Annotated in this window: 14 protein-coding genes; 4 read left to right on the plus strand and 10 right to left on the minus strand. The window is 67.6% G+C overall.

Annotated elements, in window-relative coordinates:
• Window positions 1–271: 271 nt before the first annotated feature.
• Genes F579_RS0110060 through gshB form a run of 10 tightly spaced genes read right to left on the minus strand, consistent with a single transcriptional unit; the run spans window position 272 to window position 7,984 of the window.
• On the minus strand, window positions 272–1,567 hold the full coding sequence (locus F579_RS0110060; RefSeq protein WP_019023332.1) for a dihydroorotase: 1,296 nt from the start codon (window positions 1,565–1,567) through the stop codon (window positions 272–274).
• A complete protein-coding gene (locus F579_RS0110065) occupies window positions 1,564–2,586 on the minus strand; it encodes an aspartate carbamoyltransferase catalytic subunit (RefSeq protein WP_018138146.1) in 1,023 nt (340 codons plus the stop codon). Before F579_RS0110065 ends, F579_RS0110060 begins: the two co-directional genes overlap by 4 nt.
• Window positions 2,583–3,107, minus strand: coding sequence for a bifunctional pyr operon transcriptional regulator/uracil phosphoribosyltransferase PyrR (pyrR, locus tag F579_RS0110070; RefSeq protein WP_012983770.1), 525 nt, complete (start codon window positions 3,105–3,107; stop codon window positions 2,583–2,585). Before pyrR ends, F579_RS0110065 begins: the two co-directional genes overlap by 4 nt.
• Window positions 3,104–3,496 (minus strand): Holliday junction resolvase RuvX, encoded by a 393-nt coding sequence (gene ruvX / locus F579_RS0110075; RefSeq protein WP_018993249.1) that lies wholly within the window; start codon window positions 3,494–3,496, stop codon window positions 3,104–3,106. The genes pyrR and ruvX overlap by 4 nt, the downstream gene beginning before the upstream one ends.
• Before the next feature lie 18 nt (window positions 3,497–3,514).
• Window positions 3,515–4,093 (minus strand): YqgE/AlgH family protein, encoded by a 579-nt coding sequence (locus F579_RS0110080; RefSeq protein WP_019023331.1) that lies wholly within the window; start codon window positions 4,091–4,093, stop codon window positions 3,515–3,517.
• 47 nt (window positions 4,094–4,140) lie between these two features.
• Entirely contained in the window at window positions 4,141–5,073 is a 933-nt protein-coding gene (locus F579_RS0110085) for an energy transducer TonB (RefSeq protein ID WP_019023330.1), read from the minus strand.
• Window positions 5,048–5,593, minus strand: a complete 546-nt coding sequence (locus tag F579_RS0110090; protein ID WP_019023329.1) for a Gx transporter family protein — start codon at window positions 5,591–5,593, stop codon at window positions 5,048–5,050. The genes F579_RS0110085 and F579_RS0110090 overlap by 26 nt, the downstream gene beginning before the upstream one ends.
• 7 nt (window positions 5,594–5,600) lie before the next feature.
• The gene (locus F579_RS0110095) at window positions 5,601–5,975 is read right to left on the minus strand and encodes a NusG domain II-containing protein (RefSeq protein ID WP_019023328.1); all 375 of its coding nucleotides are present in this window, start codon (window positions 5,973–5,975) and stop codon (window positions 5,601–5,603) included.
• Complete coding sequence (locus tag F579_RS0110100) at window positions 5,972–7,024, minus strand: FAD:protein FMN transferase (protein WP_019023327.1); 1,053 nt, start codon at window positions 7,022–7,024, stop codon at window positions 5,972–5,974. The genes F579_RS0110095 and F579_RS0110100 overlap by 4 nt, the downstream gene beginning before the upstream one ends.
• Window positions 7,025–7,042: 18 nt before the next feature.
• The gene (gshB, locus tag F579_RS0110105; RefSeq protein ID WP_019023326.1) at window positions 7,043–7,984 is read right to left on the minus strand and encodes a glutathione synthase; all 942 of its coding nucleotides are present in this window, start codon (window positions 7,982–7,984) and stop codon (window positions 7,043–7,045) included.
• Between the two features lie 206 nt (window positions 7,985–8,190).
• On the opposite strand from gshB, the gene F579_RS0110110 reads away from it, so the two are divergent.
• From F579_RS0110110 to F579_RS0110125, 4 genes are read left to right on the plus strand one after another with little or no spacing between them, the layout of a single operon-like run.
• The gene (locus F579_RS0110110; RefSeq protein WP_017925122.1) at window positions 8,191–8,610 is read left to right on the plus strand and encodes a PleD family two-component system response regulator; all 420 of its coding nucleotides are present in this window, start codon (window positions 8,191–8,193) and stop codon (window positions 8,608–8,610) included.
• Between the two features lie 38 nt (window positions 8,611–8,648).
• Window positions 8,649–9,014, plus strand: coding sequence for a PleD family two-component system response regulator (locus F579_RS0110115; RefSeq protein WP_012983761.1), 366 nt, complete (start codon window positions 8,649–8,651; stop codon window positions 9,012–9,014).
• Window positions 9,011–9,589: a chemotaxis protein CheW gene (locus F579_RS0110120; protein ID WP_019023325.1), complete on the plus strand. Its 579-nt coding sequence runs from the start codon at window positions 9,011–9,013 to the stop codon at window positions 9,587–9,589. Before F579_RS0110115 ends, F579_RS0110120 begins: the two co-directional genes overlap by 4 nt.
• Before the next feature lie 35 nt (window positions 9,590–9,624).
• Window positions 9,625–11,703 carry a methyl-accepting chemotaxis protein gene (locus F579_RS0110125; RefSeq protein ID WP_038029651.1) on the plus strand — a complete coding sequence of 693 codons (2,079 nt, stop codon included), beginning with the start codon at window positions 9,625–9,627 and terminating at the stop codon, window positions 11,701–11,703.

The raw sequence follows: 11,703 nt of genomic DNA on the forward strand, positions 1-11,703 counted from the left end.
CCTTAGGGAAACACTGATTACTGTACACGCTCGCGCTCGAGTCGCTTTTGCGTGCGAACAAGGCGCGGCGACTGCCGTGCAGTCATTCTGCACAAAGGAGCCGCAACGCCGTTCCCGCGCAAAAGCGGCCGAGCCCCTGCATTCAATAGCTTGTGGGGTTGGTGCCCCAGGTTCCCCGATCCGGCGTTGCGCCGCTTGCGGGTAGAACCACTACCCGCTGCACGACGCGCCTTGTCTCGGAAAACCTGGGGTGCCAACGCGAGCGTGTACATTATTCAGTGTTTCCCTCAGTGGGCTGGGTCCAGGCTGGGCGGCCCGCCACCCAGGTCTCGCGAACCTGGCCGGTGAAGGTCCAGCCGAAAAACGGCGAGTTGCGCCCGGTGCTCAGCCAGTCCTGCTTGCGCATCTCCTGCAGCGCGGTGGGATCGTACAGCACGAAATCGGCGCGCGCGCCGGCGCCCAGTCGGCCCTGTTCGAAGTCCAGGATCTCGGCAGGTCCGGAGGTCACGCGCGCCAGCGCCTCACCCAGACTCAGCAGGCCATCCTCGACCAGGCGCAGGGTCAGGGGCAGCAGGGTCTCCAGGGCCGAGATGCCCGGTTCGGTTCCGGCGAACGGCCCCAGCTTGGCGTCCGCCTCGTGCGGCTGGTGGTCCGAGCAGATGGCGCTGATCTCCCCGCGCGCGACGGCCGCGCGCAGGCCATCACGGTCGCGCTGGGCTCGCAGCGGCGGAATCACATGGCCGTTCGGATCGTACTCGGCCACGTCGACCTCGGTCAGAAATAGCTGGTGAGCGGCGACATCGGCGGTGATCGGCAGCCCCTCGGCGCGTGCCTTGGCGATCATCTCGGCCCCGCGGCGCGTCGACAGGCGCGCGACATGCACGCGCGCCCCGGTCTGTTCCACCAGGGCCAGGATGGCGCCCAGCGCGGCGGTCTCGGCGGCTTCCGGGATTCCTGACAGGCCCAGGCGTGTGGAGACGGCGCCCTCGTGCATGCAGCCCGAGCCGGTCAGCGACAGGTCCTGGGCGGGCAGCACGATCGTCAGGCCGAAGGTGGTCGCGTATTCCAGAGCCCGGCGCAGTACCAGCAGGCTGGCCAGCGGCTTGTGGGCGTTGCTCACACCGCGGGCCCCCGCCTGCTGCAGCGCCGCCATCTCGGCCAGCTGCTGCCCCTCCAGGCGTTGTGTCAGGGCGCCCAGGGTGTAGACCCGTACGCCGCAGGCCTGCCGGGCGCGGCGCGCAATCAGTTCGATCTCGGCCGGGGAGTCGATCGGCGGATCGGTATCCGGGGGAATCACGACGCTGGTGATGCCCCCGCGTGCAGCGGCCAGCGTCTCGCTGGCGATGGTAGCCTTGTGCTCCTCGCCGGGCTCGCGCATGCGCGCGGACAGGTCGATCAGGCCGGGGAATACCCACAGCCCGCTGCCATCAATGCGCCGGCGTGGCTCGAAGCCGTCCGGTATCTGGCCCCGCGCAAGGATCTCGGCGCCCTGCACGCAGAGCGCCCCGACCTCGTCGTAGTCGTCCGCCGGATCGATGATTCGTACATTCTCGATCAACACACTCACGACTGATGCGCCCCCATCACCATGGACATCACGGCCTGGCGGACCGAGATGCCGTAGGTCACCTGCTGCAGGATCACCGAGTGCGGCCCGTCCGCCACCGCGGACTCGATCTCCACGCCACGATTGGCCGGGCCCGGGTGCATCACCAGGCAGGTGGGGTGTGCCAGTTGCAGGCGGCGCGAGGTCAGACCGAAAAGCTGGTAGTACTCGTGCTCGGAGGGCAGGTGGGCGTGCTCCATGCGCTCGCGCTGCAGGCGCAGCATGATGATCACGTCGACGTCCTTCAGACCCGCGTCGAGGTTGTTGTAGACGTGCACGCCGAGCTGGTCGACATCCGCCGGCAGTAGCGAGCAGGGCGCGACCACACGGACCTCGCCGGTCTGCAGGATGTTGAGCGCGTGGATCTGCGAGCGTGCGACGCGCGAGTGCAGGATGTCGCCGACGATCGCGACCTTCAGCTTGGTGAAGTCGCCCTTGTGCCGGCGGATGGTGAACATGTCCAGCAGGGCCTGGGTGGGGTGCGCGTGGCGACCGTCACCGGCGTTGAGCACGCTGATGCCGGGGGCGACATGGCGGGCGATGAAATGCGCGGTCCCGCTTTCCTCGTGGCGTACCACGAACATGTCCACGTTCATCGCCTCGAGGTTGCGCAGGGTATCCAGCAGGCTCTCGCCCTTGACCGCCGACGAGGTGCTGATGTTGATGTTGAGTACGTCCGCGGACAGGCGCTTGGCGGCCAGTTCGAAGGTGGTGCGGGTGCGGGTGCTGGCCTCGAAGAACAGATTGACGATGGTCTTGCCGCGCAGCAGCGGGACCTTCTTCACTGCCTTCTCGTTCATGTTCGCGAACGACTCGGCGGTATCCAGGATCTCGTTCAGGAGATCGCGGTTGAGGCCCTCGATGGTCAACAGGTGGCGCAGCTGGCCGTCATCGGTCAGCTGCAGGCGATTGGGCAACGGGCCCGGCTCCGGCAGGCGGGCGGCGCCGGCCAGGACCGGGGTGACCACGGTATCGCTCATGCGTCGGCGTCCCCATCGGTCTCCAGGGTGACGCGCTCGAGGCGCAGGGGTTCGGGGCCGCGCAGCTTGATCTGTTCCCGGGTGCCGAGCTCCATGTGCTCCCCGACGATCGCGGCGGCGATCGGCAGCTCGCGCCCGTCGCGCTCGACCAGCACGGCGAGCGTGACCGAGGCGGGACGGCCGTAGTCGAACAGCTCGTTCAGGGCGGCGCGGATCGTGCGCCCGGTGTAGAGCACGTCATCCACCAGCAGGACATGCACGCCGTCCAGGTCCTCCGGGAGCTCGGACGGGCGGACCTGTGGATGCATGCCGATGCGCGAGAAGTCGTCGCGGTAGAAGCTGATATCCAGCTTGCCCAGCGGCCTCTCCACCCCGAGGCGCTCGCGCAGGTGCTCGGCGATCCAGACACCGCCGGAGTGGATGCCGACCACCATCGGGTTGTCGATGTCGTGCCTGGCCAGGTACTGGCGCGTCTGGTCGGCCATGCGGTCGAGCAGGGTTGGGACGTCCGGCGTCTTCATGCGTTCTCCTGAAACCAGCCTTCGAGGATGACCGCGGCAGCGTGGGCGTCCAGCCCCGGGTCGTGGCGTCCCCGCCCGCTGCGCTCGCGGGCCAGGTGCGATGTCAGATGCTCGTCGTACCAGTATACCGGCTGGCCGTAGCGCGCTTCGAGGGCGGCCCCGAACGCGCGGATGCGTTTCGCCAGCGGCGTGGGCTTCCCGTCCGCCTGGGTGGGCCAGCCGACGACAAAGCCCTCGGGCGCCCACTCGCTCACCAGAGTGTCGATCACGGACCAGAGTTCCGGTGAATCGGTGTTGAGCGTGCGCAGCCCGCGCGCCGCGCCGGTCAGTTCCTCGCCCACTGCGATCCCGATCCGCCGGCGGCCGTAGTCGAAGGCCAGAAGCCCCATGACGTTGCCGGGCCCGCCTCAGGCGTGGCCGGGCGCGGAGCTGATCAGGTTGACGTCGATCCCGATCAGCTTGGCCGCCGCGGCCCAGCGCTCGGCGCTGGGGTGGTCGAACAGGATGTCGGCATCGGCGCGGGTGGTCAGCCAGGCGTTCTCGGACAGTTCGCTCTCGAGCTGCCCCGGTCCCCAGCCGGCGTGCCCCAGGGCGATGAGGACGCGGTTCGGGCCGCGGCCCTCGTTGATGGCCTCCAGGATGTCGCGCGAGGTGGTCAGCACGATGGAGTCGGTGATGGGCTGGCTGCCCCGCCACTCGGGCTTGCCGGTGTGCAGCACGAAACCGTGCTCGGGCTGGACCGGGCCGCCCCGGTAGACCGGGATCTCCGGCAGCTCGTCGCGAGGCTCGAGATCGACGTGCTGCAGCAGGTCGCGCAGCGACAACTCGGTGGGCTGGTTGATCACGAGCCCCAGGGCCCCTTCGGCGTCGTGGTCGCAGATATAGGTGACCGCATGGCTGAAGTAGCCATCGTTCAGGCTCGGCATCGCGATCAGGAAATGATCGCGCAGGCTGGCCGCGCTCGAGCTGGAAGGGGCTTGCGTCATGTGTTCAGTATCGACGCTGCTCCGTTATGCCGCAAGGAACCCGGGGCCTACCGAATCTGCTCCATCTGGTCGCGGCGGAAGGCCCAGGTCCGGGTGATTACGAGCTCGTCGTATTCCTCGCGCATCTGTTCGGTAAACGGGGCATAGGGCGCGGCCAGCTCCACAATGCGCATCGCGGCCTGGTCCAGCACCGGCTCGCCGGAGCTGCGGGCGATCTCGATGTTCATCAGCTCGCCATCCGGGTTCAGGCGCACCGACAGCACCAGTGTACCGGACAGGCCCCGGCGGCGGGCCTCGTCGGGGTAGTTCAGATTGCCGACGCGCTCGACCTTGTTGATCCAGGCCTGCAGATACGCGGCCTCCGGCGCGCTGCGCGCGGCGAGGCTGTCGAGGTAGCGGGTACGGGTGGCGCGGGTGGAGAATTCGCGGCGCTCCTCGGCCGGGGCGGCGCGCGCGGTGTCCAGGCCCCGGTTCATCAGCGCGGCGGCCGACGGGCGTTCCTCCGCCTCGGGCGATTCGATCGGGTCCGGTTCGGCGACCTCGGGGGCAGTCGGTTCCGCGTCGTCCGTCTCGGCATCCACGGCCTCGGGTTCGGGCTCCGGTTCCGGCTGGGCGGGCTCCATGACCAGTGGCCCTGGGTCTGGCAGCGTGGCTTCGACGCCCTCGGGTTCCGGTTCGCCGACACCCTCGGTCTCGGCCTCCGGGGATAACGCCTCCTGCACTTCCTCGCCTTCGCCGCTGGCGGCCTGGTCCTCGGTGGCGATGCGTTCGACCTCTTCCGGCTCTGGCGCCTGCGCGTCCGGGTCGGTCACCCAGGTCACGTCCAGGGGCTCGCGGGAAGGCGTGTCCAGTGGGTCCACGGCGAAGCCGATGCCGAGGATGATCAGGGCATGCGCGACCACGGCCAGAAACAGCATCGGGCCCAACTGGCCACGATGCTGCGGAGATTCGGGTTCAAGGATGCCGTGCGAGACGGGCATGGCGCTGGATCCGGGGGTCTGCGAGCACGTGTGCGGCCAGTATACCGGTCACGCTGCCGGCAATCAGAGCGGCCAGCAAAAGTGGGGGTAGCACCAGTGGCAGGTTCGGGTGGGGGATGATCACGCCCCAGGCCAGCAGGAACTGGCCGGTGATGTGCGCCATCGCCGCGGCGATGGCGAGGCCCAGCGCGCCGATATGTCGTGGCGCCAGCGGGCGCAGCAGGCCGAGCGCGGCCAGGGCGGCCAGGGCGCCGGCCAGCGACAGCCAGAAGGCGGGGCTCAGCAGCGTGCCGAGCAAAAGGGCGGCGCCGACGACCCGGATCAGCGTGACGGCGACTGCCGCGCGCCAGCCGAGGGTGAGCAGGGCGATCAGGGTCACGATGTTCGCGAGCCCCGGCTTGATGCCCGGAACCGGGCTCGGGATCGCCGCTTCCAGGACCTGGACACCGATGGCGATGGCGGCCAGCGCGGCGATCGCGCGGTCGCGCTGTGTCAGCGTGTCGGGGGATGGTGCGGTCACGTCGGGCTCAGTAGTGAAGGCTGTCGTAACCGGGGCCACGACCCTGAACCTGCAGGGTCAGCCGATTGGGCAGACTGACCGCTACCTCGCCGTGTCGCTGCAGCCAGCCGCTGTTCTCGCAGATGTTGCGCGTACCGGGGGAGTCGGCGCAGCGGGCCCTGCCCGGTTCGATCTGCACGCGGGTGATGCCGGCAGGCCCCTGGATCTCGATCTCGCGGGTGCGGTCCAGGGGCTCCTGCCGCGGCGGCTCGCCGGTCTGGGTGATCACCAGCATGGAGGCCTTGGTATCCGGCAGGTAGGCAAGGGCAAAGGCCGCGACCACGGCGGCGCTGGCCAGGGCGGCGATCAGCCCGTCGCCCCAGCGCAGGTCGGAAAACGTCACGGCAGCTCGCGCTCCTCGAGCGCGGGCTGTGCGTCTTCCAGGCGCACGCGTTCGGCCATCGCCGGGGTCGCCTCGATGCGGTCATCGAGTACCACCAGGGCGGACTCGATACCCATCTTGCGGGCGTAGCGCGGCCATTCCTCGGGGCCGGCAATCATCAGCGTGGTCGCGGCGGCATCGGCCAGGGCGGGGTCGCTGTGCAGCACGGTGACCCCGTGGATGCCCTCGCTGGGACGTCCGCTGCGGGGGTCGATGACGTGGTGGATGTGTTGGCCTTCCCATTCGTAGCCGCGCTCGTAGTCGCCGGAGCTGAACAGCGCCTCGCCCGCGTCGAGTTCGATGCTGCCAAGAATGCCGCCCTGCGGGTGGCGGATCGCGACCTGCCAGGCCCGGTCCGTGGGGCGACCGAGGGTCATCAGGTCGCCACCGGCGTTGAAGATCGCGGCCCCCACGCCCTGGTCCTGCAGCAGGTCGAGCATGCGTTCGACGGCGAGGCCCTTGGCGAGCCCCCCGAAGTCCAGTTGCAGGTCCGCGTGCTGGCCGCGCAGACGCACCCCGTTGCGCTCGACGTCGCGCATGCTGGGCGGATCCTCTAGCAGCGCCTCCAGGGTTTCGTCGTCCGGTGGCGGCCCTTCGGGCTCGTCCTGATGAAAGCCCCAGGCGGCGATCAGCTTGCCCAGCGCCGGGTTGAACAGGCCGTCGCTCAGCTCTTCCATCTCCTTGCCACGTTCGATCAGGGGCAGTACGGAGGGCGGGGCGCTGAACTCGGCCCGAAGCGCCAGCAGTTCATTGGTGCGTCCGAGCGATCCCGGCTCCCAGGCATGCCAGGAGGTATGCAGGATCTCCAGTTCGGCTTGCAACTCCGATTCCAGTGCTTCCAGATCGTAGGCCCCGGCGGGGTAGAGCGTGACGTCCACGATCGTGCCGAACGCGAAGAAGTTCAGGGTCTCGGTGTCGGGCGTGTCGCGGTCGCAGCCGGCCAGGGCCAGCGCGGCGAGCAGGAGCGGTCCGACGAGGCCCTGGCGGGTGCGCGGAAACGGGATCGGCATGGGCATCACCTCGCGGGGTCAGGGGTGGGTCAGGTAATCGATGAACTGGCCGGCGAGGTCATCGTCGCGGGCGGCATCGAGTTCGCGTACGCCGGTGGGGCTGGTCACGTTGATCTCGGTCAGGTAGTCGCCGATTACGTCGATACCGACGAAGTCCAGGCCGCGACGCTTGAGCTCGGGGGCGATCTGCGCGCAGATCCAGCGGTCGCGATCGGTCAGGGGTACGGCCTCGCCGCGCCCGCCGGCGGCCAGGTTGGCCCGGGTCTCGCCCTCGGCCGGGATACGTGCCAGCGCATGATCGTAGGGTTCGCCCCCGATCAGGATGATGCGCTTGTCGCCGGCGGTGTATTCCGGCAGGAAGCGCTGGGCGACAATGGTGCGCCGATCGAATTCGGTCATGGTCTCGAGGATGACCGAGAGGTTGGGGTCGCCCTCGCGGATGCGGAATACCGAAGCCCCGCCCATGCCGTCCAGTGGTTTGACCACGATGTCGCCGTGGTGCTCGAGGAAGGCGCGGATGCGCGCGCGGTCGCGGGTGATCAGGGTCGGCGGCCCGCAGTCGACGAAATGCGTGGCGAAGGCCTTCTCGTTTACATCGCGCAGGGCTCCGGGTCGATTCACCACGCGTACGCCGTCCCGCTCGGCCAGGTCCAGGGCGTAGGTAGCGTAGATGTATTCGAGGTCGAACGGCGGGTCCTTGCGCATCAGCAGGAGATCGAAGCGGCTGGCGTCGCCTTCTTGTTCGGGCCCCAGGGTGTAGTAGTCCTCGCGCTGGTCGTGCACTGCCACCGGGCGACTGCGGACCTGCGCGCGCCCCTCTTCGATCCACAGGTCGCCGGGTTCCAGATAATGCAGGCGGTGTCCGCGTGCCTGGGCGGCGAGCAGCATGGCGAAGGTGGTGTCCTTCCAGGGCTTGATGCTGGCGATTGGGTCCATCAGGACAGCGATGTCATGCGCCACGAGCGGTTCCGCGGTGTCGAAGTGTGGCTCGAGTATGCCATGTCATTGCGGCGCTTATGGATCCCCGTCCAGACAGGGCAACTGTGTGCCTTCGCTCGCACTCCTTGCGCTGCTCGCGGGGGCAGGCAATATCATTGTGTGCTGTTTGTCACGGACTCGAGCTTCCGATAGATTCGGGGGCGCAGAGAGCCTTCAGGGGGAGCAGGGTGGCGAACGCATTGGCAGAAGCGGACTCGGCCGCCGAGTTTCAGGGGCTGAAAGTCATGGTCATTGATGACAGCAAGACCATTCGGCGCACGGCCGAATCCTTGCTGCAAAAGCACGGTGCGGACGTCATTACGGCCGTGGATGGCTTCGAGGCCCTGTCCAAGGTGGCCAACTCCAACCCGGATATCATCTTTATCGATGTCATGATGCCGCGTCTGGATGGCTACCAGACCTGTGCCCTGATCAAGAACAACAAACGGTTCCGGGCCACGCCGATCATCATGCTGTCGAGCAAGGACAGCGTGTTCGACAAGGCCAAGGGCCGCGTGGTTGGCTCCGAGGATTACCTGACCAAGCCCTTCACCCGGGATGACCTCCTGGGTGCGATGCGCCAGTACACTCGCCCGGCAGGAAGCTGAAACCCGCCGCACCACAAGATGCCGACAAGGAACGACCCATGGCCCGCATCCTGATCGTTGATGACTCCCCGACCGAGATCCATGTCCTGCGCACCATGCTGGAGAAGCATGGCCATGCCGTGACCACGGCCGAAAGCGGCGAGGAGGGCGTGGCTGCGGCCAAGGCGCAGGTCCCGGATCTGGTGCTGATGGATGTGGTGATGCCGGGGCTCAATGGCTTCCAGGCCACCCGCGAGTTGTCGAAATCGGACGAGACCTCGCATGTGCCCGTGGTCGTGGTGTCGACCAAGGACCAGGCCACGGACCGGGTCTGGGCCATGCGCCAGGGGGCTCGGGACTACATCACCAAGCCGGTGGCGGAAAAGGACCTGCTGCAAACCATCGGTAAGTACCTGAACGCATGAAGATCGAGCGGTCCACGCCCTACGCCCTGCTCGCGAGTCTCGATCGCGAAGGGCGTCGCGTGAACCGCGAGCTGCGACGGGATATCGGCACGGGCTGGCGCGGGGTGTTGCTCCGTGTCGCCGATTTCCGTTTTCTGGTCGACATGGACTCGATCGCCGAGGTGGCCGACCCGCTGTCGCTGACGCGGGTGCCGCTGGCGGATCCGGCCGTGCTGGGTGTGGGGAATCTGCGCGGGCTGGTCCTGCCGGTTTTCGACATGGGCAAGCTGCTGCTGGATACCCCCCTGCCGCACGACGCGAGCGGGCAGCGCGTGGTGGTGGCCCCCCAGGGACACGGGATGGCCGGGTTGCTGGTGAGCCAGGTCGAGGGCATGCGGCGCTGCATTCCGTCGCAACGGCGACTGGAGGTGTCGGTGCCTGATGGCGTGCGCCCCTTTATTACCGGCGGATTCGATCTCGGGCACCGGCTGCACCCGGTGCTGGATCTGGATCTGCTTTTGAATGACACCAATCGCTTTGCCGGCATGGAGCTGGCTGGGGCATCGAATACCGAACAGACCGCGGCCGCTGTATAAGCGGAGCCGGCGGGCTGCAACAGGGGGTTTGACGTATGGGATCGAGTCGACGCTTGCGCAATATCGTCCTCGGGGGGCTGCTGGTGCTGGCCCTGATCGCGACGGGCGTGGCCTTTACCTACCACGAATTCGAGCAAAGCCAGTATCGCGACCGTGTCGCCCTGGCCAGCGAGATGCAGCTGCTTTCGCAGCGATTGGCGACGGGTACCCTGGAAGCGGCCGGGGGCTCCGAACAGGCGATCACCGATATCACGGAGTTGCGTAATCGCTTCGATGACCAGCTCGAGCGCCTGCGCGATGGTGGTGACGGCCTGCTGCCGCTGCCGGAGGCGGTCTCCAGTGATCTCGCGGCCGTCAACCGGGAATGGTCGCTTTATCGCGACGACGTCACCACCGTCATCGTGGGCTCGGATGATATCGAGCAGGTGACGGAATTTTCCGAGGCGGTGGAGGCCTTCTCGCCGGAGCTGGCACGCCTGTCCGATGATGTCGTGCGGCGCATGGTCCAGATCGGCGAATCGCCGGAGCAGGTCTATGTGGCCTCGCGCCAGACGATGCTGATTCAGCGTATCGCCAACAACCTCAACCAAGTGTTGCAGGGTGGCGCGGCCGCGGCCACCGCGATCGAGCGCTTCGAGCGTGATGCCACGCTGTACGGGCGTGTGCTCGACGGCCTGATCGAGGGCTTCGAGCCCCTGGGCATCGAGCGTGTTAACGACGCCGAGACCCAGCGCATGTTGCAGGAGATCGCGACCTTGTTCATTGCCTTCAGCGAGGCGGTCGAAGGGGTGCTGGATACCTCGTCGCAGATCTTCGAGATCAACGCCGCGGCCTCGGCCGTCGAGGCCCGCTCGGGGGCGATGCTGGAGGTGACTGGTGGCCTGGAAGTCGCCCTGAATCGGGAGGCCGAACAGGCGGGTGTGGTCGCCCTGGTCGGCTTTGCCCTGGGTGGTCTGGCGCTGTTGTTGCTGATCGCGATGGGCCTGTTCCTGTATCGCGACACCAAGCGCGAACTGGCCGAGACCGAGGCGCAGAATGAACGTAACCAGCAGGCGATCCTGCGCCTGCTCGACGAGATGATGAACCTCGCCGACGGGGACCTCACCGTCAACGCGACTGTGACCGAGGACTTCACCGGCGCGATCGCGGACTCGATGAACTACGCGATCGAGAACTTGCGTACCCTGGTCGCGACCATCAACACGGTGGCGGCGGATATCAGCGAATCCTCGGCCGCCACCCGTTCGCAGGTGCTGGGGCTGGCCGAGAAATCCGAGGAGCAGGCCCGCGAGATCCAGCAGGCGAACGATGCGATCGACGAGGTGAGCCACTCGGTCGACAAGGTCGCGCAGGATGCCGGGCAGTCGGCCCAGGTGGCACGAAACTCCGTGGAAATCGCATCCAAGGGGGCGGCCACGGTGCGCCGCTCGATCGAGGGGATGGACACCATCCGCGAGCAGATCCAGGAGACCGCGAAACGGATCAAGCGCCTGGGCGAATCCTCGCAGGAGATCGGCGACATCATCGGGCTGATCAACGACATCGCCGAACAGACCAACGTGCTTGCGTTGAACGCGGCGATCCAGGCATCCGCCGCAGGCGAGGCAGGTCGCGGGTTCGCGGTGGTGGCGGACGAGGTCCAGCGCCTCGCGGAGCGCTCTTCCGGGGCGACGCGTCAGGTCGAGGGTCTGGTCAAGGCGATCCAGGCGGATACCAGCGAGGCGGTTTCGTCGATGGAACAAAGTACCGCCAACGTGGTGTCCGGGGCCGAGATGGCCCAGGCGGCGGGCGAGGCGCTGGCCGAGATCGAGCAGGTGTCTGCCGATCTGGCGGATCTGATCGACGGGATCGCGAACTCGGCACGCCAGCAGTCGGAGATGGCGCGCAACGTGACCTCGATCATGGGCCAGATCCGCGAGATCACCTCGGAGACCACTCAGGGTACCCAGTCCACCGCGGCCGCCATCGGCGATCTGGCGCAACTGTCCGCGCAGCTCCAGTCCTCGGTGTCGGACTTCAAGCTCCCCGACCCGACGCTACCCGAGCCTGGCGACGATACCGCCGAGCCCGATGCGTCCTCCGAGGAAACCGTCCCGAACGAGCAGCGCGCCTGA

The organism is Thioalkalivibrio sp. ALJ21 (assembly GCF_000378605.1).
Lineage (GTDB): Bacteria > Pseudomonadota > Gammaproteobacteria > Ectothiorhodospirales > Ectothiorhodospiraceae > Thioalkalivibrio.

Coding starts and splice junctions, on each gene's coding strand:
- ruvX (WP_018993249.1), bottom strand. CDS start 3,496: ATGGGGCTTCTGGCCTTCGACTACGGCCGCCGGCGGATCGGGATCGCA.
- F579_RS0110065 (WP_018138146.1), bottom strand. CDS start 2,586: ATGAGCGATACCGTGGTCACCCCGGTCCTGGCCGGCGCCGCCCGCCTG.
- F579_RS0110115 (WP_012983761.1), top strand. CDS start 8,649: ATGGCCCGCATCCTGATCGTTGATGACTCCCCGACCGAGATCCATGTC.
- F579_RS0110120 (WP_019023325.1), top strand. CDS start 9,011: ATGAAGATCGAGCGGTCCACGCCCTACGCCCTGCTCGCGAGTCTCGAT.
- F579_RS0110080 (WP_019023331.1), bottom strand. CDS start 4,093: ATGACGCAAGCCCCTTCCAGCTCGAGCGCGGCCAGCCTGCGCGATCAT.
- pyrR (WP_012983770.1), bottom strand. CDS start 3,107: ATGAAGACGCCGGACGTCCCAACCCTGCTCGACCGCATGGCCGACCAG.
- F579_RS0110100 (WP_019023327.1), bottom strand. CDS start 7,024: ATGCCGATCCCGTTTCCGCGCACCCGCCAGGGCCTCGTCGGACCGCTC.
- F579_RS0110085 (WP_019023330.1), bottom strand. CDS start 5,073: ATGCCCGTCTCGCACGGCATCCTTGAACCCGAATCTCCGCAGCATCGT.
- F579_RS0110125 (WP_038029651.1), top strand. CDS start 9,625: ATGGGATCGAGTCGACGCTTGCGCAATATCGTCCTCGGGGGGCTGCTG.